General features: G+C 64.3%; 17 protein-coding genes. 16 read left to right on the forward strand and 1 reads right to left on the reverse strand.

Annotated elements, in window-relative coordinates; all coding sequences use genetic code 11:
- From U5A67_RS23095 to U5A67_RS23110, 4 genes are all read left to right on the forward strand, one after another.
- Window positions 1-1451: hypothetical protein (locus U5A67_RS23095; RefSeq protein ID WP_415767909.1), on the forward strand; the 1451-nt coding region annotated here is incomplete at its 5' end.
- Window positions 1452-1647: 196 nt separating this feature from the next.
- Window positions 1648-4203, forward strand: a complete 2556-nt coding sequence (locus U5A67_RS23100) for an EAL domain-containing protein (RefSeq protein ID WP_321816005.1) — start codon at window positions 1648-1650, stop codon at window positions 4201-4203.
- Window positions 4204-4239: 36 nt separating this feature from the next.
- On the forward strand, window positions 4240-4548 hold the full coding sequence (locus U5A67_RS23105; RefSeq protein WP_321816006.1) for a hypothetical protein: 309 nt from the start codon (window positions 4240-4242) through the stop codon (window positions 4546-4548).
- 13 nt (window positions 4549-4561) lie between these two features.
- Window positions 4562-6178, forward strand: a complete 1617-nt coding sequence (locus U5A67_RS23110; RefSeq protein WP_321816007.1) for a methyl-accepting chemotaxis protein — start codon at window positions 4562-4564, stop codon at window positions 6176-6178.
- Between the two features lie 16 nt (window positions 6179-6194).
- On the opposite strand, the gene U5A67_RS23115 is transcribed toward U5A67_RS23110, so the two are convergent.
- Window positions 6195-7088 (reverse strand): LysR family transcriptional regulator, encoded by an 894-nt coding sequence (locus U5A67_RS23115; protein ID WP_321816008.1) that lies wholly within the window; start codon window positions 7086-7088, stop codon window positions 6195-6197.
- A 173-nt stretch (window positions 7089-7261) separates the two neighbouring features.
- Between U5A67_RS23115 and U5A67_RS23120 the strand changes: the two genes are divergently transcribed.
- The 12 genes from U5A67_RS23120 to U5A67_RS23175 all read left to right on the forward strand — a co-directional run bounded on the left by U5A67_RS23120 (window position 7262) and on the right by U5A67_RS23175 (window position 22328).
- Window positions 7262-8038: a glucose 1-dehydrogenase gene (locus tag U5A67_RS23120; protein ID WP_321816009.1), complete on the forward strand. Its 777-nt coding sequence runs from the start codon at window positions 7262-7264 to the stop codon at window positions 8036-8038.
- Between the two features lie 61 nt (window positions 8039-8099).
- Window positions 8100-9320: a YncE family protein gene (locus tag U5A67_RS23125; protein ID WP_321816010.1), complete on the forward strand. Its 1221-nt coding sequence runs from the start codon at window positions 8100-8102 to the stop codon at window positions 9318-9320.
- Between the two features lie 72 nt (window positions 9321-9392).
- On the forward strand, window positions 9393-10238 hold the full coding sequence (locus U5A67_RS23130; protein ID WP_321816011.1) for a shikimate dehydrogenase: 846 nt from the start codon (window positions 9393-9395) through the stop codon (window positions 10236-10238).
- 84 nt (window positions 10239-10322) lie between these two features.
- A complete protein-coding gene (locus U5A67_RS23135; RefSeq protein WP_241024528.1) occupies window positions 10323-11747 on the forward strand; it encodes an MFS transporter in 1425 nt (474 codons plus the stop codon).
- 336 nt (window positions 11748-12083) lie between these two features.
- Window positions 12084-12692 (forward strand): sugar dehydrogenase complex small subunit, encoded by a 609-nt coding sequence (locus U5A67_RS23140; protein WP_321816012.1) that lies wholly within the window; start codon window positions 12084-12086, stop codon window positions 12690-12692.
- 28 nt (window positions 12693-12720) lie between these two features.
- Window positions 12721-14370, forward strand: a complete 1650-nt coding sequence (locus U5A67_RS23145) for a GMC family oxidoreductase (protein ID WP_321816013.1) — start codon at window positions 12721-12723, stop codon at window positions 14368-14370.
- 3 nt (window positions 14371-14373) lie between these two features.
- On the forward strand, window positions 14374-15864 hold the full coding sequence (locus U5A67_RS23150) for a cytochrome c (protein WP_321816014.1): 1491 nt from the start codon (window positions 14374-14376) through the stop codon (window positions 15862-15864).
- Window positions 15865-15905: 41 nt separating this feature from the next.
- Window positions 15906-17081 (forward strand): porin, encoded by a 1176-nt coding sequence (locus U5A67_RS23155; protein ID WP_415767915.1) that lies wholly within the window; start codon window positions 15906-15908, stop codon window positions 17079-17081.
- Window positions 17082-17189: 108 nt separating this feature from the next.
- Window positions 17190-17996: an IclR family transcriptional regulator gene (locus U5A67_RS23160; RefSeq protein WP_205986765.1), complete on the forward strand. Its 807-nt coding sequence runs from the start codon at window positions 17190-17192 to the stop codon at window positions 17994-17996.
- A gap of 382 nt (window positions 17997-18378) precedes the next feature.
- Window positions 18379-19467, forward strand: a complete 1089-nt coding sequence (locus U5A67_RS23165; protein ID WP_321816015.1) for a phosphotransferase — start codon at window positions 18379-18381, stop codon at window positions 19465-19467.
- Between the two features lie 56 nt (window positions 19468-19523).
- Complete coding sequence (locus tag U5A67_RS23170; RefSeq protein WP_321816016.1) at window positions 19524-20741, forward strand: acyl-CoA dehydrogenase family protein; 1218 nt, start codon at window positions 19524-19526, stop codon at window positions 20739-20741.
- 18 nt (window positions 20742-20759) lie between these two features.
- A complete protein-coding gene (locus U5A67_RS23175) occupies window positions 20760-22328 on the forward strand; it encodes a class I adenylate-forming enzyme family protein (RefSeq protein WP_321816017.1) in 1569 nt (522 codons plus the stop codon).
- Window positions 22329-22388: the final 60 nt, after the last annotated feature.

The following is a 22388-nucleotide window of genomic DNA, read 5'->3' on the forward strand; positions in this document are numbered from 1 at the left end:
GCTCTGGGGATGGGGGGTATGGCGGTGGTGGCGATGGCGGATCGGGCGACAGCGGTCACGGCGGTTGGGGGGATGGCTCAGGAGGCGGTGGATCGGGTGGCAGTGGTGGATCGGGCGGTAGCGGGGGTTCGGGCGGTAGTGGTGGTTCGGGAGACGGCGGTCATGGTGGTTGGGGCGGAGGAAGCTCCGGCGACGGAGGCCATGGTGGATCGGGGGGCAGCGGCGGTTCGGGCGGTAGCGGCGGTTCCGGAGGTAGTGGCGGATCCGGCGGTAGCGGTGGATCCGGCGACGGCGGTCATGGCGGCTCGGGTGGTAGCGGTGGCTCCGGCGGTAGCGGTGGTTCCGGCGACGGCGGCCACGGCGGATCGGGTGGTGGCAGTTCAGGTGGCAGCGGTGGTTCGGGAGGTAGCGGTGGCTCGGGCGGTAGTGGCGGATCCGGCGGTAGCGGTGGCTCTGGCGACGGCGGTCATGGCGGTTCGGGAGGTAGCGGCGGCTCGGGCGGCAGCGGCGGTTCCGGAGGTAGTGGCGGATCCGGCGGTAGCGGTGGATCCGGCGACGGCGGTCATGGCGGCTCGGGTGGCAGTGGTGGTTCTGGCGACGGCGGTCACGGCGGTTGGGGCGGCGGTGGCTCCGGTGACGGCGGCCACGGTGGTTCTGGCGGAAGCGGCGGTTCAGGCAACGGCGGCCACGGTGGTTCGGGCGGAAATGGCGGCACTGGCGGCTCCGGCGGTATGGGAGGCTCAGGCGGCACGGGCGGCCACACAGGCGGCAACTCCGGCACGCCCGGCAACACCACGGGCGTCGGTGGCTCCGGCAATGGCAATCAGAGCAGCAGCGGCCTGCTGAGCCCGATCGCGAACCTCATCGTCAACGTCGGCGCCGTGAGCGTACCGATTGTGCCGATCACGCTCGGCAACAACAGCGGCAGCGGCAATGGCAATGGCGTCGCCAATGGCACATCGGCGGGATCGGGCTCGACGGGTTCCAGCGGATCGACCGGCCATAGCTCGGGCGGCCTGCTTGCGCCGGTCACGGCCTTGCTTGGCGGCGTGTCGGTGGTGCCGGTGAGCGGCGGCGGCTCGTCGAGTGGTGGCTCTGCGTCCAACCCGGCAGCACCGTTGACGAACATCGTCGGCACGTTGACCGGCGCCTTGGGCGGCGTATCGAGCGGCGGCGGCGCGCAAGGCGGCAAGAGCGGTGGTTCGTCGTCGACGTCTTCGTCCTCGAACCCGGCGGCGCCGTTGACGAACATCGTCAGCACGCTGACTGGCGCACTCGGCGGCGCGACGGGCGGAACCAGCAGCGGTGGAAATAGCAGTGCCGGCAGCAGCAGCGGCGGAACCAGCGGCGCCACTTCGTTGCTCTCGCCAGTGACAAACCTGCTCGGCGGTCTCACCGGTGGGCTGGGCGGCGGCACGTCCACGCAAGCACCGGGCTCGCACAAGCACTGACGCCCTGACGCGTTAGCGCACGAGCACACCGAAGCACCCCGGCCGGACCCGAAGCGCCCAAGCGCCTTCCGGTCCGGCCTTTCAATTTCGCTCCCTCAATCCTAAGAACTTTGATCTAGATCATCCAATCACTGTCCCTCGCCTGCTAAGTTCATCGCATCTCAAAAAGACAAACACATGCGGTACGGGGCGCGACATGCAACACCACACGCTGGACGTCGAAATCGGGCGCCTTCTAACCGGGCCGCTGCTCGCCTGCGGACCCGACGTAACGATCCGCGAAGCCGCGCGCCTGATGGCCGCGCAGCGCTGCAGCGCGATCGTCGTCACCGAGGCGCAGCGCGCCGTCGGCATCTGGACCGAACGCGACGCGCTGGCGCTAGGCAGCCAGACCACAGCCGCCACCTTGCCGATCTCCACCGCCATGAGTCAGCCGGTGCGTTCGCTGCCGGCACAGACCAGCGCGCGCGAAGCCGCCGCATTGTTCGCGCGCGAAGGCATCCGCCATTGCCTGGCGGTCGATGAGGCGGGCAATCCGCTCGGCCTCGTCACGCAGACCGATCTCGTCATGAGTCAGGGGCCCGAGTGCTTCCTGCGTCTGCGCACGCTGGCCTGCGCGAAGCCGCCGCGCCCGCACTGCATCGACGCGCACACGCCGTTTGCCGAAGCCATGTCGCAGATGCGCGAGCGCCGCCTGAGCGCGATCGTCGTGCGCGACGCGGATGGCGGCCTCGGCATTCTCACCGAGCGCGACGTGGTGCAAGCGGTGGCGCAAGGCGCGCTCGAACAGCCCGACGAGCGTGCCGAAACCGGCCCCGACGTGGGCCACTACGCCAGCCGCCCGCTGCGCTCGCTCGCGCATTCGCGCAGCCTCTATTCGGCGCGGCAATACCTGCTCGAACATCGCATGCGCCACGTGGGCGTGCTGGACGACGCGGGCGAATTGATCGGCCTGCTCGGTCTTGCCGATATCCTGCGCGACCTCGAACACGAATATGTGCGCGAACTGCAGGACGCGCTACGCGAACGCGACGACGCGCTGCTCGCCTCGCGCGCGAGTCTGCGTCTGGCCGATCAGGTCGTGCAATCGACGCTCGACGGCGTGATGATCACCGACCTTTCCGGCACCATCGAGCGCATCAATCCGGCCTTCACGCGCCTGACCGGCTACACGGAACGCGAGGCGATCGGCCGCAACGCGCGTTTGCTGGCTTCGGGGCGCCAGGGGCCGGCGTTCTACGCGACGCTCTGGCAAAGCATCGAAACCAACGGTCACTGGAAAGGCGAGATCTGGAATCGCCGCAAGGACGGCACGATCTTCCTCGAATACCTCACGATTTCCAGCATCCGCGATGCGCACGGCCGCTGCACCCATTACGCGGCGATCTTCGCGGATATCACGCAGCGCCGCGAAACTGAGGAGCGCCTCAGTTATCTCGCCACCCACGATGCGCTCACGGGTTTGGCGAATCGCACCTTGTTTACCGAGCGCATCGCCTTGTCGCTCGCTCGCGCCCGCCGCTCGGGCAAGCGCGTGGCGGTCATGTTTCTCGACCTCGACCGCTTCAAGCTCATCAACGACACCATGGGTCACGGCGTGGGCGACGAAGCGCTCACGGTAATCGCGCGGCGTCTGCGCGATTCGGTGCGCGAAACCGATACGGTCGCGCGGCTGGGTGGCGACGAATTCACGCTGCTGATCGAAGATATCGACGATATTCGCCATGTCGGCCGCATTGCGGAGACGCTGCTCACGACCGTGGCCGCGCCTATCCGCGCAGGAGAGCAGACACTTTTCGTCACGCCGAGCATCGGCATCAGCATGTTTCCGGACGACGCGCAAAGCGCGAAGCAACTGCTGATGCAAGCCGATCGCGCGATGTACGAAGCCAAGGACGCGGGCAAGAACAACTTCCAGTTCTTCGCCGCGCCCATGACGTCGTGCGCCATGGAGCGCATTCAACTCGAAACCGAATTGCACCGCGCGATCCACGCGAATGAATTGCTGCTGCACTATCAGCCTGAATTCGACGTCGAAAGCGGGCGATTTTCGAACGTGGAAGCGCTGGTGCGCTGGCAGCATCCGCAGCGCGGGCTCGTGCCGCCCGATCAATTCATTCCGATTGCGGAAGAGTCCGCGCTGATCGTGCCGATAGGCGCGTGGGTGTTGCGCGAGGCATGCCGCCAGGCGCGCGCGTGGCTCGACGAAGGTTTCGACTTTGGCCGCATCTGCGTGAATCTTTCTGCGCGCCAGTGTCTGCACGACGGTTTCCTCACGCAACTCGCCAATATCCTCGCCGAAACCGGTTTGCCCGCAAACCGGCTGCAACTCGAACTGGTCGAGAGCATGGCGATGACATCGGCGAACGGCGGCATCGAGGCGCTGTTGCAGGAACTGGCGGCGCGTGGCATCAGCCTGGCCATCGACGATTTCGGCACGGGTTATTCGTCGTTCCGTTATCTGCAGAAATTGCCGGTGGATACGCTCAAGGTCGATCGCTCGTTTCTCGCGCAGATCGGGGACTTTGCGAGCGGCGATGGTTCCATCGTGCGCGCCATCGTGGCGATGGCAAAGTCGCTGGAAGTTTCCGTGGTGGCGGAAGGCGTGGAAACGCCGCAGCAATTCCAGTTTCTGCGCGACATCGGCTGCAATCGCGCGCAGGGATTCTTGCTCGCGCGTCCCGCACCGGCTGCAAGCATGCCGCGTGTCATGCCTGTTTTCGACGCTGCACGCGATACGGTTCAAATATAAGTAGTTCGTGATCCTGTTGATCTGGAGAGTGAAGACGTGACCACTCACGATGAGATGCTGCTGCGCTCGATGACGGCGCTCGTCAGCTCGCATGGCAAGGCCATTTCGCGTTTCGGCGCGAGCGTGGTTGTGATGAGCAAGTTTGCCGAAGCGGTGCTGCCGCAACTTTCGGCGCCGCAAATCGAGCGTACGGTCGAGGCGTTTCGCGCGCTGATCGGCGACGCGATCGCGGTAGCCGACGATACCGACAAGAACGTGTTGCCCGGCGACTATCGCGCGACGCTGCTCGAACAAAGCAACGTGCTGTTGAACCGGCTGGGCAGCAACGCTGCTGCGCCACGCTGAAACGGGAGACGTCATGCGCAATCTGACGATTCGAAGCGGCCTGCTCGCGGTGCTCTGCACCTTCGCGGCGATGCTGGTCGTAGGCGCCGCGGTGGGCGTGCTGATGATCGGCCGCGCCGACGACGCTGCGCGCCGCGTGCATGAAGCGGCACGTGCATCCGCGCTCGCCGACGCATTGGGCCGCGACGCCGCGCAGGCGCAGGCGGCGCTCGCGCGCGGCTACGCGGCGCTCAAAGAGCAGAACGATACTTCTGCGCGCGACGGTGCGCTGGCCGAAGCGCGCAGTCTAGTCGCCCAGGCATCGCATCAAGGCGACGCATTGCGCTCGGGCGCAAACGCGCCCACGGCGACGGCCTTGACCGGCACGCAGACAACACTCGCGGCCCTGCAAGGCAATGCCGCCGACGCGCTCGCACACGGCGATACATCGGCCTACGCCACGCTCGCTGGCGGCGATATCGCACACACGGCCGCCCAACTCAACGCCGAGATCGTCGCTTTCCATACCGATGCGGACGCGACGGTTCGCGCGACGCTTGCGCAAGGCGCGCGCGAACACGACTGGGTCATGGCGATGGTGGCTATCGGCCTTGCGGGCGCACTCGCGCTCGTCGTCGTCACGCATCTGGCACTGCGCCGTCTCGTGACCGCGCCGCTTGCGGTGGCCGTCGACGCGCTCAACCAGATTGCCGCCAACGATCTTGCGGTGGCCATCGCGCCTGGCGGGCGCAATGAAATCGGCCAGTTGCTCGACGCCATGCGCCGCATGCAGGACGGCCTTTCGCTGACCGTGCGCAACGTGCGCGCGTGCTGCGACGCGATCAACACTGGCGCGCGCGAAATCGCCGAGGGCAATCTCGATCTGTCGAGCCGCACCGAGCAGCAATCGGCCTCGCTCGAACAGACGGCGGCGAGCACCGAGCAGCTGACGGCCACCGTGCGCCAGAACGCCGATCACGCCAACCAGGCCAGCGCGCTGGCCGCAGGCGCCGCCGACGTCGCGCAGCGCGGCGGACGCGTGGTTGAGGAAGCGGTGGAAACCATGGAGGCGATCACGCGCAGCTCGGGCAAGATCGCCGATATCACCGGCATCATCGACGGCATTGCGTTTCAGACCAATATTCTCGCGCTCAACGCGTCGGTCGAGGCCGCGCGCGCGGGCGAGCAGGGGCGCGGCTTCGCGGTGGTGGCGGGCGAAGTGCGCATGCTTGCGCAACGCAGCGCGGCGGCGGCGCGCGAGATCAAGTCGTTGATCGACGCTTCGGTGAAGGATGTGCGCGGCGGTCGCGCGCGCGTCACCGAAGCGGGCGAGACGATGGCCGAAATCGTCGAGTCGATCGAAAAGGTGTCGGGCTTGATGAAGGAAATCGCATCGGCCACGGTCGAGCAGAGCGCCGGTATCGAGCAGGTCGAACAGGCCGTGACGCAGATGGATCAGGTCACGCAGCAGAATGCGGCGCTGGTGGAAGAGGCCGCTGCGGCCGCGGGCTCGCTCGAACAGCAGGCGAGCCAAATGGCCGAAGCGGTGGCAACGTTCCGCTTGCGCCCGGAAAGCGCTTCGGCGAAGGCGCGCGAAACGCGGGCGGGCGAGGGGGCCTGGGTTGAAGCGCAGCAGGTGGCGTTCGTTTGACGCGCGGGCGGGCTTTTCAGATTTCGCGTGCCTCCCGCGCACATTCCTCCATCACCTCCATCAAAATGCGCTTGGCGGGCGTGTCCAGATCGCGCCAGGCAAGGCCAATGCCGGTGCGATGATCGCGCAGATCCAGTGGCCGCGCGATCACCTTCGGCGGCAGCGCCATGGCCGCATGCTGAGGAATCACGCCGATCCCCAGCCCCGCTGAAATCAGCGCGAGCATGGTGGTGTATTCGCCGAGTTCCGCCGCAATCTCCAGCGACACGCGCTGCTGGCGAAACGCCACCAGCATTTCGTCGTAAAGCCCCGGCGCATAGCGGCGCGCGAGCACGAAGGCGGCGCGCCCGCGCAGATCGGCGGGCCGAATCTGCGTCTTGCGGGCGAGTTCGTGATCCTCGGGCACGGCCACCACGAACGACTCTTCCATGACCAGGCGAATCTCCACGCCCGCGCCGCTTACCGGCAGGCGGATCAAGCCGAAGTCGAGCTTGCCGTCGTGCAGCGCCGCGATCTGCACGGGCGTGGGCATATCCTTGAGTTCGAGCGTGATCATCGGGTAACGCTCGTGCATGCGCCGCATCAGCGCGGGCAGCAGACGCGGCAGCACCGAAGAGACGAACGCCACCCGCAGCGTGCCGATTTCGCCGCGCGCGGAAAGCCGCGCCGTTTGCTCCGCGCGTGCCGCCTGATGGAGCGTCGCGCGCGCTTCGGGCAGGAAGGCCGCGCCGGTTTCAGTGAGCGTCACGCGATGACGATCGCGGTCGAACAGGCGCACCTCGAGCTCTTCTTCCAGCGCCTTGATCTGCATGCTCAAGGCGGGCTGCACGATGCAAAGACGCTCGGCCGCGCGGCCGAAATGCAGTTCTTCGGCAAGCGCTACAAAGGCGCGCAGATGTTTCAGTTCCATGGCGATTTCCGCATTGCTCGGGCGTGGTTATCACGCTTCATGATAACAAGGTCATGAAAGACTATTGGCTCGGGCGCGCAGAATGCGGTCAACTCACGAGGAATACACCAAAGCCATGCGCAACGCGCGGTGCGGGCGCTCATCGCCTTAAATGCCGCGCGACGCACACCACAATGACGAACGAGACACTCCGCCTGTTTGGCCTGCAAGGCCGCCGCGCCCTGGTAACGGGTTCGGGACGAGGCATTGGCCTTGCGCTGGCTGGCGGCCTGGCCCGCGCGGGCGCAGCGCTGGTCATCAACGGACGCAATCAGGCTCAGGCCGCCGAGGCCGCCGCACGTCTGCGCGACGAAGGCTTCGAAGCCGATATCGCCGTGTTCGACGTGGCGGACCCGCAAGCCGTCACGCGCGCCGTCGATGCCGTCGAGGCGAATCTGGGCCCCATCGACATTCTCATCAATAACGCCGGCATCCAGCGCCGCGCGCCGCTCGACCAGTTCGCTGCAAGCGACTGGAATGAGTTGATGCGCGTGAATCTGGACGGTGTTTTCCACGTTTCGCAGGCCGTTGCGCGCCATATGCTCGCGCGCGGACGCGGCAAGATCATCAATATCAGTTCGGTGCAGAGTGCGCTGGCGCGGCCCACGATCGCGCCTTATGCGGCGTCCAAGGGCGCGCTGCGCATGCTCACGCAAGGCATGTGCGCCGATTGGGCCGGGCGTGGCATTCAAGTCAACGCGCTGGCGCCGGGCTACTTTGCAACCGATCTCAATCGCGCACTCGTGGACGACCCTGAATTCAGCGCGTGGCTGTGCAAGCGCACGCCTGCGGGTCGTTGGGGCCGTGTCGAGGAACTATGCGGCGCTGCTGTGTTTCTCGCGTCTAATGCGTCGGATTTCGTGAGCGGGCAGACGCTGTTTGTCGATGGCGGGCTCACGAGTGTGGTGTGACGAAATGCCGGAAATACCGGAAGCACTGCGAACACAGCTTGAAACATGCAAGGATGAAGCAATGAAGTCGATCTCTTCCACCCAACGCACGAATACGCCGAAAACGAAGCCGCGGCGCACGCTCGCGAGCCTCGCTCTCGCACTGACGCTCGGCACGGCGGCGCATGCCACGCTGGCCGCCGACTGGATCGTCTCGGGTAACGACGGCAAGTATCAACGCGTGGAAGGGCGCGATACCTGGCTGGCGAATCCGCCGCCCGATACGCTTACGCTGCTCGATGCGAGCCATTTTCCGCCGCAGGTCAAGGCCACGGTGGAGGTCGAAAACGGCATTCAGGGTCCGCCGCAAGCCGTGGCTGTGACGCCCGATGGCGCGCTTGCGCTCGTCGCCGCGCCCACGCGTTACGACGAAGCCGCAAAGAAACTGCTGATGGACTCATTCCTTCAGGTGGTCGATCTGCACGCCACGCCGCCTTCGGTGACGCGCATCGATCTGGGCATGCATCCGCAAGGCATCGCCATCGACCGTAGCGGACATCTCGCACTCGTGACTGGCGTGGATGGCCGCGTCGCCGTGGTGCAGATCGACGGCACGAACGTGAAGATCGCGGACTGGCTCAAGTTTGGCGAAAAGCGTCTTGCCGGCGTGAGTTTTACGCACGATGGTCGTCATGCGCTGGTGTCGCTGCGCGACGAACAGGGCGTGGCCGTGCTCGACGTGATCGACGGTCATGTGACCGATTCGGGTGTGCGTCTTTCGTCGGGCGTGGCGCCTTACACCATCGATGTGTCGAGTGATGGCAAGTGGGCCGTGGTGAGCGACGTGGGTCTGGCCGGGCTGCCCGGCTACGCAGGCAAACTCGCAGGCGATGCGGATGCGATCACGCTCATCGACGTTTCGCGCGAGCCGTTCCGCGCCGTGCAGCATCTCACGGTGCCGTCGCTGCCCGAAGGCGTGGCGATCTCGCCCGATGGCCGCTGGATCGGCGTGCAGGCGATGGACGGCTCGAACCTCACAGCGGATAACCCGGGCCGTCACGCGCGCGGCAAGGTGGTGCTGTTCGAGATCCGCAATGGCGTAGCGCATCAGGTTGCCGAAGCGCTGGGCGGCGAGGCCGCGCAAGGCATCGTCTTCACGGCGGACAGCAAGTATCTGATCGTGCAGTTCAACGTCGAGCATCAACTGGCGCTTTATGCCGTGAATAACGGCCACTTGCGCGATACCGGCAAGCGGATCGAGATCAAGGGCGGTCCTTCGTCATTGCGCACGACACCGCGCTAAAAGCGTCCCGCGAAGAGATAAAACAATAAAGCTGACTCACTTATAGCCATTCCGACTTTTCTACTTTCGACCATGCCACATTCGATACCGGTACTTTGCGGCTCGCTAGCAGGCCAGCCGTTCACCTTCAACGTGAAAGTGCATAACGCCGCTTATCGCACGCTTGGGCTCGATTACACTTTCGTGAGCTTTGGTGTGGAGGATGCGCCGCTCGCCATCCAGGCCATCCGCACGCTCGGTATTCGTGGCATGAACGTGACGATGCCGCACAAGCAGGCGGTCATTCCGTATCTGGATGCACTCGACGAAACGGCGCGCGAGATCGGCGCGGTAAACACTATCGACAATCGATCGGGACAGCTAACCGGTTACAACACCGATTGCGTCGGCGCTGTGCGTGCGCTTGAAGAGGTCACCAGCTTGCCGGGCAAGCGCATCGCGCTGCTGGGCGCAGGCGGCGCGGCGCGCGCGATTGCGTGGGGCGCGAAGCGCGCCGGTGCGAACCTGACTGTGTTCAATCGCACGGCGCAGCGCGGTCAGGCACTGGCCGAGGCCTTCGGTCTGCGTTTTGGCGGCGCGCTGGAGGACTTCGATCCACATGCTTTCGATGGCGTGGTCAATGCCACGGCGGCGGGTTTTCGTGCGCCCGATGCCAGCCCGCTGGCGGCGCTGCAACTGGCTTCGCATCTCTTTGTGATGGACGCGGCGTTCCTGCCGGCGCAAACGCGTCTGATCCGCGATGCGGCCGCGGCGGGTTGCGCGACGGTCGACGGCACACGCATGTTGCTGCATCAATTCTGCGGACAAATCGAGCTTTATACGGACCGGCCCGCGCCGTTCGAGGCGATGCGCACGGCGCTGCTCGATGAAATCCAGCGAGTCGAGCGTGTTGCGCAGGCCGAACGCGCCGCCGCCTGACGGGGCAATGCGTCCGGCAGCCCGCGTCAGACGGGCGCCGGAGGGAAGCCGCAAACGGCTCCACCTGCATGTACAGGAGTGGACATGGAAGGAGACAATATGAAGCATCAATCGATTGCCATCGACGGCACAGGGGCGCGTGTGAATCCGCACACGAATGAGCGCGCAACGCAGGACCGCGCAACGCAGACCCAGGTCAGCTCGGCCGATCTTTATCGCGCGGCCTGGGCGGCGTCGATCGGCAGCGCGCTCGAGTATTACGACTTCGCGCTTTATAACCTCGCATCCGCGCTGATCTTCGGTCCGCTGTTCTTTCCGTCGAGCGACCCTGCGCTCGGGTTGATTGCCAGTTTCGGCGCCTATTTCATCGGCTTTGCGATCCGGCCGGTGGGCGGCATCCTGTTCGGCGCGCTGGGTGACCGCTACGGGCGCAAGTTCGTGCTGATGGCGACGATCCTGCTGATGGGCGTGGCGAGCACGCTGATCGGCGTGTTGCCCACTTATGCGAGCGTGGGCATCTGGGCGCCGGTTCTGCTGGTGGGCTGCCGTTTGCTGCAAGGCCTGGGCGCAGGCGCGGAGCAGGCGGGTGCCGCCGTGCTGATGGCCGAATTCGCGCCGCCGCAACGGCGTGGCTACTTCGCGGCGCTGCCGTTCATGGGCGTGCTGCTCGGCACGGTCATGGCGGCGGCGATCTATTTCGCGCTGGTACGTGTCGAGGATATTTCGCAAACGCCGCTCTGGCGCGTGCCGTTCCTGCTGAGCGCGGTGATCATTGCCGTGGCAGTGTGGATTCGGCTGCGTCTGCGTGAATCGCCCTCGTTTGCGCGGCTCGAAGCGCGCCAGCAGGTAAAGGAGAGCCCGCTGCGCCACTTGATGCGCAATTCCAAGCCCACGGTGCTCAAGGTGATCGGTCTGCGCATGGCGGAGAACGGCGGATCGTCGATTTATCAATCGCTGGCGATCAGCTATATCGCTACGGCAACCGGCCTGAAAGGGCAGATCGGGCCGCTTGCGCTGCTGTTGGCTGGGGCGTCCGGCGCTATCGTGATTCCGCTGGCAGGACTCCTTAGCGATCGTATCGGGCGCGTGCGAAGCTACCGTATTTTCGCGGTTTATCAGCTTGTTCTGGCGTTTCCGACCTGGTGGGTGCTGAGTCTGGGCAACGCCACGGCCAGCATCGCGATGCTTTGTGTGTCGCTCGCGGGCGTCTGGGGCATGTTCGCGACGCAAGGCGCGCTGCTGCCCGAATTGTTCGGTGCGCAGCATCGCTATGCCGGCGTGGCGGTGGGGCGCGAGTTATCGGCGGTGGTGGCGGGCGGTATTGCGCCGCTGGTGGGCGCGTCGATCATCGCGTGGGCCACGACGCATTGGGGCGCGGGGCACGGCACGGTGCTCGCGTGGATTCCGCTCGCCAGTTATGTCGCAGTCCTGAGCTTGATCGGCGTGCTGACGACCTTCCATATTCCCGAAACGCGCGGCCGCAATCTCGACGATTTGAACGACGCCTGATCACCTTTTCTTGATTTGCATACGCGAAAACGGCGGCCGGATTGGCCGCCGTTTTGCTTTTGCCGCAGCCGGTTCTGTGTGCGACTTCCTGCGCTTCTTCCAGCGATCAGTCCCCCAAAAAATCTTCACGTGGAGATTTATTGCAAATTTCGCAACGGTTCTCTGCTTGACGAAGTTATGGAACCGGTTCCATAATTCGCGCCGCTTCAGATCGTCGCACCCCTGCGCGCTCGCAACAGGCGGGTGACGCAGTTTTACGCGCGGTCGCGGGCATCGTTGGGGCAGTGCCGCGCGGCGTCGGGTCGTGCGGGCAGGGCCGCGTAACCATTCAGGAAAATGCAAAAGATCACCTCGTCGTTTGCCGGTGACGTCACGCCAGGCGCGCGTCATAACGCTCGCCGCCGCACCGTGCTCAAGACCCTCGTGGCCGCGCTGACGCACGCAGGCTTTCTCGCCGTCGCGCCGCGCGCCTTCGCGGGCGCGCCGTTTGCCGCTGCGGATTTCGTCGCCGTTTCGCAGGCGCTCACCGGTCACCGGAATCTGGACGCGGACATCGGCGCACGACTCTTTACCGCACTAAGCGATGCCGACCGCGGTTTCGCCGCGCGCGCCGCCGCGCTCGCGCAGCGCATGCACGCCGGTCAGACGCCGCAGCAACTGCTCGACAGCGCCGACGAAGCGCATCTGCGCGACACCGCGCTCGCCATCGTCACGGCCTGGTACACGGGCACGGTCGGCCACGGCACGAAAGCCGTGATGGTGACTTACGCGAATGCGCTGATGTACGGCACGGTCGGCGACGGCATGAGCCCGCCCACGTACTGCGCAAACGGCCCGCTCTGGTGGACCGCCGCGCCGCCGCCCGCCGATGTCGAGCCGCCCGCGGTTGCCGCCGCGCGCCGCGCCCAGGCGGCCCAGCACGCCACCGCCCACCGATCCGCCTAAGCCTTCGCGCACCCAACCCGCATACCCCATGAAAACACCCGTATTTGAAGCGAATGGCGATGTCACGGCCGATATCGTGATCGTCGGTTCCGGCGTGGTCGGCGCCCTGATCGCCGATCAACTCGTCAGCGAAGGCCATTCCGTGCTGATGCTCGAAGCCGGTCTGCGCATCGAACGCGCGCAGGCCGTGGAGAACTGGCGCAACATGCCGTTCGACAATCGCGTCGGCTCCGATTTTCAGGGCCTTTATCCGCAGGCCGAACACGCGCCCGCTCCGCTGTACTTCCCGAAGAACGACTACGTGGGCCTGAGCGGCCCGGACGGCAAGAGCTTCCAGCAGGGTTATCTGCGCACCGTGGGCGGCACGACCTGGCACTGGGCCGCTTCGTGCTGGCGCCATCTGCCGGTGGACTTCCGCATGCAGTCGACCTACGGCGTGGGCCGCGACTGGCCGATTCCGTACGAAGAACTGGAGCCGTACTACTGCCGCGCCGAAGAGCAACTGGGCGTGGCCGGTCCCAACGATCCCGCGATGCAGTCGCCCACCGAGCGCAGCCGCCCGTATCCGATGGACATGGTGCCCTGGGGCCACGGCGACAAGCGTTTCGCGGAGATCGTCAACGCGCACGGCTATCACTCGATTCCCATTCCGCAGGCGCGCAGCACGCGACCGTGGAACGGTCGCCCAACTTGTTGCGGCAACAACAATTGCCAGCCGATCTGCCCGATCGGCGCAATGTATAACGGCATTCATCATGTGCAGCGCGCGGAGCACAAGGGCGCGCATGTGCTCGCCGAATCGGTGGTGTATCGCATCGACACCGATGCCAATAACCGCATCACCGCCGTGCATTGGTACGACAAGGCGCGTAAATCGCACAAGGCCAGCGGCAAGCGTTTCGTGCTCGCCTGCAACGGTATCGAAACGCCGCGTCTGTTGCTGCTCGCCGCCAACGAGCGCAATCCGAACGGCATTGCGAATTCGTCGGATCATGTGGGCCGCAACATGATGGATCACTCGGGTTTTCACTGCACGTTCCTCGCGAACGAGCCGATGTGGCTTGGCCGTGGTCCTGCGCAGAGCAGTTGTATCGTCGGGCCGCGCGATGGCGATTTCCGCGGGCAGTATTCGGCGAACAAGATGATTCTGAATAACATCTCGCGCGTCGGTCCGGCGACGCAGCAGGCGCTCAAGCTCGGCCTGGTCGGCAAGGAACTCGACGATGAGATCCGCCGCCGCGCGATCTATGGCGTCGATCTTTCGATCAGCCTGGAACCGCTGCCCGATCCGGACAACCGCCTCACATTGAGCAAGACGCGCGTGGACCCGCTCGGCCTCGCCTGCCCGGATATTCACTACGATGTGGGCGATTACGTGCGCAAGGGCGCCGAAGCGGCGCACAAGCAGATCGAGCATATCGGCAGCCTGTTTAATGCCGTGGAATTCAATATCACGACCGCGCTCAACGCGAACAATCACATCATGGGCGGCACCATCATGGGTGCGAGCGCGAAGGATTCGGTCGTCGATGGCAACTGCCGTGCGCACGATCACGACAACCTCTGGCTGCCCGGCGGCGGTGCCATGCCTTCCGCTTCGGTCGTGAATACGACGCTCTCGATGGCCGCACTCGCCATCAAGGCGGCCGATTCGATCTCGGCCAGCTTGAAGGGATAAGCCATGAGGATTGCTGATCAAATTAACGCGTGCGTGAAGCGCGCCGCTGTAGTCATGCTCGCAGCAGCGGGATTGATGGGCGCGATGCAATGCGCCAGCGCGCAAACGCCCGATACCAACGACGCCGATCTCGCGTTGATCGCGAAAGGTCATCAGCTTGCGGTCGCGGCGGACTGTATGGCGTGCCATACCTCGGTGAATGGCGGCAAGCCGTTCGCGGGCGGTTACGGTATTGCATCGCCAATGGGCACGATCTATTCGAGCAATATCACGCCGTCAAAAACGGCGGGTATCGGCCGCTATACGGAAGTACAGTTTGCACAGGCCTTGCGCGAAGGCGTGCGCGCGGACGGCGCGCATCTCTATCCGGCCATGCCTTATACGTCGTACACGGGGCTGACCGATGACGATGTGCACGCGCTTTACGCCTACTTCATGCATGGCGTCGAGCCTGTGGATCAAGCCGCGCCGCAAACGAAACTGCCGTTCCCGTTCAGCGTGCGGGCTTCCATGGCGGCTTGGAATACGCTGTATCTGCACGATCGACGCTTCGCGCCGGACCCGCAGCACGACGCGCAATGGAACCACGGCGCGTATCTCGCGAACGTGCTGGCGCATTGCAGTGCCTGCCATACGCCGCGCAACTTCATGATGGCCGAGGACGCGAAGCAGGACCTGGGCGGTGCACAACTGGGCGCATGGTACGCGCCGAACATCACCTCCGATGCGGTGAGCGGGATCGGCGCATGGAGCGACGCGGAACTCGTGAGCTACCTGAAAACCGGTCGCGCGCCGGGCAAGAATCAGGCCGCGGGGCCGATGGCCGAGGCGGTGCAGAACAGCCTGCAATATCTCTCCGATGACGATCTTGCCGCCATCGTCGTGTATCTGCGCAGCACCACGCCAATTCGCGATCCGCACGAGACGAAGCCGGCGTTCGCGCATGGCGCGTCGGCGAGCGTCGAAACCGGCTTGCGCGGCATGCAGCCGTATAACGCCAACGGCACGCTCACGACGGGCGCTGCACTCTTTAGCGGCTATTGCGCGAGTTGCCATCGCGTGGACGGCAAGGGCAGCCCGAGCCAGGCGTATCCGTCGCTGTCTGCGAATACGGCTACTGGCTCGCTCAATCCGTCGAATCTGGTGGCGACGATGCTTTACGGCGTGGACCGGGAAACCGGCGGCGAGCATGTGCTGATGCCGAACTTCGGCGAAGAGTCGTACGTGCAGCCGCTGACCGACGAACAGATTGCATCGATTGCCAATTACGTGCTCGCGCAATACGGCAACGCCGATGTGCACGTGTCGGTCGAAGATGTGGCGATCGCGCGCAACGGCGGCCCGCGTCCGCTGCTCGCGCGCCTGCAACCGGTGATGGTGCCGGGCGGCATTCTCGTGGCGTTGCTAGTGATCGGCCTGCTGATCAGCGTCGTGCGGCGCGGGCGACGCCGTGTCACTGCATCGGCTGAATCATCGCAGGTCGAGAAGGTATGACGGTGTTCGAAACGGGCACACGCAGGCTGGCGATGTTCGCGATGTGTGGTGGCGCGGCAGCGTTTTCGGGCGCTGCAGCCGCGCAGGGCAGCATCACGCTTTCGGGTATCGTCGATGGCGGTTTCGGCTATAGCAGCAATGTGCGCGTGGCGCAGTCGGCGGGCGCGGCGGGGGCGCCGGTCGCGTACGCGGGCCGTCCGGTCTATGGTTTCCAGAGCGGGACGTGGAACGGCGACCGCTGGCGCCTGATCGGTTCCGAAGACCTGGGCGCGGGCCGTAAGGCGCTGTTCTACTTCGAAAACGGCTTCAATCTGGGCACGGGCGCAGCGGGACAGAGTGGCAGGCTATTTGGTCGGCAGTCCTACATGGGAATTGCTGACGAACGTCTCGGCACGCTCACGCTGGGCCGCCAGTACGATGCAATCGTCGATATGGTCGGCGCGATCGGGCCAACCAGTTTTCTGACTGGCATGGCTGCGCATCCCGGCGATATCGACAATGTCGATAACAACGCGCGCATCAATAACTCGATCAAATACGCGAGCCCACGCCGATACGGCCTGCAATTCGAGGCGGTCTACGGTTTTGGCGGCGAAGCGGGCAGCATTGCGGCGCGCAATGCGTGGAGCGTCGGGCTGGTGTATCGCAACGGTCCGTTCAATCTTGGCGCAGCGTATTTGCATGCCAGTAGCGATCCGTCGCAAGGCACGTGGAATGGGAGCTATGACGGCTACTATTCTTCGTCGATCAACGAAGGGTTTGCGTCCGCGGCGCAGCTCGATGTGTTCGCCGCCGCAGCGTCGTATCGCTATGAGGCGTTGACGGCCGGACTCAACTGGAGCAATGCGCGCTACAACGGTGGCGCGGGTTCGCTATTCGCCGGCAGCGCGATCTTCGACACCGCACAGGCAACGTTGAGCTGGCAGGCTACGGCGGCGCTACGCGTGGCGGGCGGCTATGGTTATACGCATCGCAGTTCGGTGGGCGCAGCCGGGCGCGCGCAGTATCACGAGTTCAATCTCTCGGCGTTCTATGCGCTGAGCAAGCGTACCTGGCTCTATGCGCTCGCGGGCTATCAGCTGGCGAGCGGCGCCACGCTCGACGCGTGGGGCAATCCGGTCGCGGCGACCGCATCGCTGGGCGATGTGTCGAATGGGGCGTCGTCGGCGAATGGGCGGCAAGTCGTGGCGCGTATCGGCTTGCGGCAATTGTTCTAGGGGTGAGCCCGCGATTAGGGTGGCCCACCCATTGACGCCGCCAGTCGATTTTGCGATACAGAATATAATTTCGCGATCCCACCGCGACCATTATTTCCCACTATCGCAATGTCCGACACCGCGCAGAAGCCGGCCCGAGCAAGCGCTCACAAGGAAGATCGCCACTTCGTCACCGCGCTTGCACGCGGGCTCGACGTCCTCGCCTGTTTTCGTGGCGGCGATACGGCGCTGACCAACCAGGAAATCGCCCAGCGCTGCAAGCTGCCCCGATCCACCGTCTCGCGGCTGACGATGACGCTCACGAAACTGGGCTATCTGATTCATCTGGACGACACCGGGCGCTATCGTCTGGGCACGGCCTGTCTTGCGCTCGGTAGTTCGATGCTCGCGCGCCTGGACGTGCGCAAGCTGGCGCGGCCCATGATGCAGGAGCTTTCGGAGTTCTCGGGCGGCACCGTTTCGCTGGGCGTGCGCGACCGCCTTTCGATGCTGTATATCGAGAGCTGCCGCAGCACCGCGGCGCTAGCGCTGACGCTCGACGTGGGTTCGCGCATTCCGCTGGCCACTTCGGCGATCGGGCGCGCGTGGCTCGCCGCCGTGCCCGCGCGCGAACGCGAGGACGTGATGGAGCAGATTCGCGAACTCGACGATGTGGCCTGGCCGGCCGTGCGCCGCGGCATCGAGCAGGGCGTGAGCGATCACGCGGAACTGGGCGTGACCTGTTCGTTCGGCGAATGGCAGAAGGATGTCAATGGCATTGCGCGTGCGTTCGAACCGGGCGGCGGCTTGCCGGTGATGGCAATCAACGTGGGCGGACCTTCCTTTTCGCTTACACAACAATTCCTGCTCGACGAAGTGAAACCGCGTCTGTTGCAGATGATCGCCCGGCTCGAGGCGGCCATCGCAGGTCAATAAGCGTAGAGGGCGCGGGCTGCATGCTCGCGCTTTTTTTTTGCTCAATATGATTAGTCATCCGTATTAAATGCGGCGCACTTGCGACTAAAGCAGCGTTGTGCTTCGAAATACGAGAATTCCGCATGGCGGAACTCTCAGGCTATGTCGCATGCGCGATGAATCGCGCAACACCGCTTCATCCGAGAACACTGGCGCTCATTTCGCATCGCTGCCAGTGGGGTTTTTCCCAATCTTTCAAGCCACATCGGTGCTTTACAGCACCTTGGCCTCCGCGTTAGCATTTCTGCAGTGCAGAATTCATGATTGCTTTGCAGAATCATCTAACGACGGCGCAATACCGCGAATGCAGCGGCTGAACCGTCCACGGAGGCCTGTCGATTTCATGAGTATCGATCTTCAGTCGAGCTTTAGCGGGACGCGTCCTGTCGCGCCCGCGCACGCTTTCGACGTCGCGCGTCTGGCTCAATGGATGCGCGAACACGTTGACGGTTTTAGCGGCGAGATCCGCGTCGAGCAGTTCAAAGGCGGTCAGTCCAATCCCACCTTTCTGCTCGAAGCGACGGGCGCGCGCTATGTGTTGCGACGCAAGCCGCCCGGTACGCTGCTGCCTTCCGCGCATGCTGTGGAGCGTGAATATCGCGTGATTCGCGCGCTCGAACACACTGAGGTGCCCGTCGCCAAAGCCTATGCGCTTTGCGAGGACGCCGCGGTGATCGGCACGCCGTTCTATCTGATGGAGTATGTAGAGGGCCGCATCTTCTGGGACGCGGCGCTGCCCGATATGACGCGCGAAGCGCGCGGCGCGATCTATGGCGAGATGAATCGCGTGATTGCCGCGCTGCATTCCGTCGATCCCGACGCAGTGGGCCTGAGCGACTACGGCCGCGCGGGCAACTATATCGAGCGCCAGGTGGCGCGCTGGACGCGGCAGTATCGCGCTTCGGAAACCGAGCGTATCGATGCCGCCGATCGCCTGATCGACTGGCTGCCCAAACATGTTCCCGCAGGCGACGAGCGCCGCATCGTGCACGGCGATTACCGGCTCGATAACGTCATCTTTCATGCGTGCGAACCGCGCATTCTTGCCGTGCTCGACTGGGAGTTATCGACGCTCGGCAATCCGCTGGTCGACTTCGCCTATCACTGCATGATCTGGCATATGCAGGCCGGTGCGCGGCGCGGGCTCGTCGGTCTCGATCTCATTGCGCTCGGCATTCCCGACGAAAAGACCTATTTGCAGCGCTATCTGGCAACCGTTGCGCGCGCATCGAATGCTGCCGTCCCGGAAGCGGACTGGGGCTACTACCTTGTTTTCAACATGTTCAGACTGGTGGGCATTCTGCAGGGCGTGATGGCGCGCGCACTGCAAGGCAACGCATCGAATGCGCTCGCGCTCGAAACCGGGCGGCGCACGCGCCCGCTCGCGGAACAGGCGTGGGCACTCGCACGCGCGGTCGATGCCATGCGCTAGCAAGGCGCGCGCATTCCCGTATTTATTCAGGCTGACAATTCACGCGGAAAAGGCTTATGAACTTCGAACACTCGGACAAGGTCAAGGAATTGCAGGCGCGTCTCACGGCATTCATGGATCAGCATGTGTATCCGGCAGAGCAGGCATTCGCCGCCGAAATGGACGCAGCACGGCGCGCGGGCAATCCCTGGCAGCCCGCGCCGGTGATGGAAAGTTTGAAGGACAAAGCGCGCTCCGCGGGTCTGTGGAATCTGTTTTTGCCGCCTCACGAGGGGCAGAATGGCCTGACGAATCTGGAATACGCGCCGCTGTGCGAAATCATGGGACGCTCCGCCATCGGCGCGGAGCCGTTCAATTGTTCGGCGCCGGACACGGGCAATATGGAAACGCTGCTGCGCTATGGCAACGAAGCGCAGAAGCGCGAATGGCTCGCACCGTTGCTGGATGGCACGATCCGTTCGGCGTTCGCCATGACGGAACCGGCCGTAGCATCGTCGGATGCAACGAATATCGAAGCGCGTATCGAGCGCGACGGCGATCACTACATCATCAACGCGCGTAAATGGTGGACTTCGGGCGCGAATGATCCGCGCTGCAAGATCCTTATTTTCATGGGCAAAACCGATCCCGAGGGCGCGAATCGACATCAACGCCAGTCGATGGTGCTGGTGCCGCGCGACACGCCAGGCGTCACGGTGCTGCGCCATCTGCCGGTGTTCGGCTACGACGACGCGCCGCACGGTCATGCCGAAGTCCTGTTCGAAAACGTGCGTGTGCCCGTAACGAATGTGCTGCTGGGCGAGGGCCGTGGTTTTGAAATCGCGCAAGGGCGTCTCGGACCGGGCCGTATTCATCATTGCATGCGTTTGATTGGCCGTGCAGAACGCGCACTGGAAGCGATGTGCAAACGCACGACCACGCGTACCGCATTCGGCCGCGCGATTGCCGATCAAGGCGTGACGCGCGAACGCATTGCCAATGCGCGCATCCTGATCGATCAGGCGCGTTTCCTTGTGCTGCACGCGGCCTGGAAAATGGATTCGGTCGGCAACAAGGCGGCGCGCAAGGAAATCGCCATGATCAAGGTGGCCGCGCCCGCGATGGCCTGCCAGGTGATCGACTGGGCGATTCAGGCGCATGGCGGCGGGGGCGTGAGCGACGACTTCGGCCTCGCGCGGGCCTATGCGAACGCACGCACGATCCGCCTCGCGGACGGCCCCGATGAAGTCCATCGCAATGCCATCGCCAAGATGGAACTGGCGGCTTATCTTTAAACCGCGGAGCGCGAACCTATGACCGCGATTACCAATTCCTCCGATGTTGCGTTTGCGAGCATCGGCGACCAGATCCGGCGGCTGGCCGTGGAGCAGGGCGAGCATGCGGCGCTGATCTGCGAAGGCAAGACTTATTGCTACGCCGATCTCGACGCAATGATCGATCGATGCGCGAGCGCGCTGCAACGCGAAGGCATCGCGCCTGAAGACGTCGTGGCGATTTGCGCCGAGGCATCGCCCTGGTATGTCGCGGTGTTTCTGGGCGCGCTGCGTGCGGGCGCGGCCGTGGCGCCGCTTGCCCCGTCTTCGCACCCGGACAGCCTCGCGGGCATGATTGAAAACGCCGGCGCGCGCGTGCTGTTTCTCGACGCCGATGTGCGTGCGGCGCTGAAACGCGCCGCAAAACCGCCCACCGTGCGCAGCGTGAGACTGGATGCACAAGGCGATGCAGAAGACACCACCGGCATCGACGCCTGGCTTGCGCCGCGCGGCGCGGTGCCGCGTCATGTCGATGTGCGGCCCGAATGGGCGTTCAATATCATCTATTCGTCGGGCACGACGGGGCTGCCCAAAGGCATCGTGCAATCGCATGCGATGCGCTTTGCCTACGCGCAGCGCAGCGTGGATCGTGGCTATGGTCCGCAAGCCGTGACGTTGATCTCGACGCCGCTTTACTCGAACACCACGCTCGTGAGTTTCTTTCCCACGCTCGCGCTGGGCGGCACGGTCGTGCTGATGCCGAAATTCGACACGAAGGGTTATCTGGCGCTCGCGCAGCAATATCGCGCGACGCATACGATGCTCGTGCCGGTACAGTATCAACGCCTGATGGCCGAGCCGGATTTCGATCGCTATGATCTGTCGAATTTTGTTTCGAAGTCCTGCACGAGTGCGCCGTTCAGCGCGCGCGTGAAAGCCGACGTAGTGCGCCGCTGGCCGGGCAGTCTCACCGAGTTTTACGGCATGACCGAAGGCGGCGCGTCGTGCGAGCTCTGCGCGGAATTACACCCCGACAAGCTTCATACTGTGGGCCGTGTGATGTCGGGTCACGAAATGCGATTGATCGACCCGGCGGGCAATGAGTTGCCGCGCGACAGCATCGGCGAAATCGTGGGCCGTTCGCCGACGATGATGACTGGCTATTATCGCCAGCCCGAAAAGACCGCCGAAGCCGAATGGTACGACCGCGACGGCCAGCGTTTTATTCGAACCGGCGATATTGGCCGTTTCGACGAAGACGGTTTTCTCGTGCTGATGGACCGCAAGAAGGACATGATCATCTCGGGTGGTTTCAATGTTTATCCGAGCGATCTGGAGCAGGTGCTGCTGCAACATCCGCAGATTGCTGAAGCCGCCGTGGTGGGCGTGACGTCGGAGCGTTGGGGAGAAACGCCGGTGGCGTTTGTGACCTTGCACGCCAGTGCGACGGTGGACGCCTCGGAACTGGCGGGCTGGGCAAACGAGCGGCTGGGCAAGATGCAGCGTCTGGCTGAAGTGGTTATCGCGGATTCCTTGCCGCGTAGCGCCATCGGCAAAGTGCTCAAGCGGGAATTGCGCGAGAGTTTCAAACCGTCCCGAGCGTATTGATCGAAACGAGGATCGAAGCGCGCGCCTGCTCGTTCAAACGTATGGCGCGCCTCGTTTATC

Origin of the sequence: Paraburkholderia sp. J69-1 (genome assembly GCF_905220255.1) — a bacterium.
Taxonomy (GTDB): Bacteria; Pseudomonadota; Gammaproteobacteria; order Burkholderiales; family Burkholderiaceae; genus Paraburkholderia.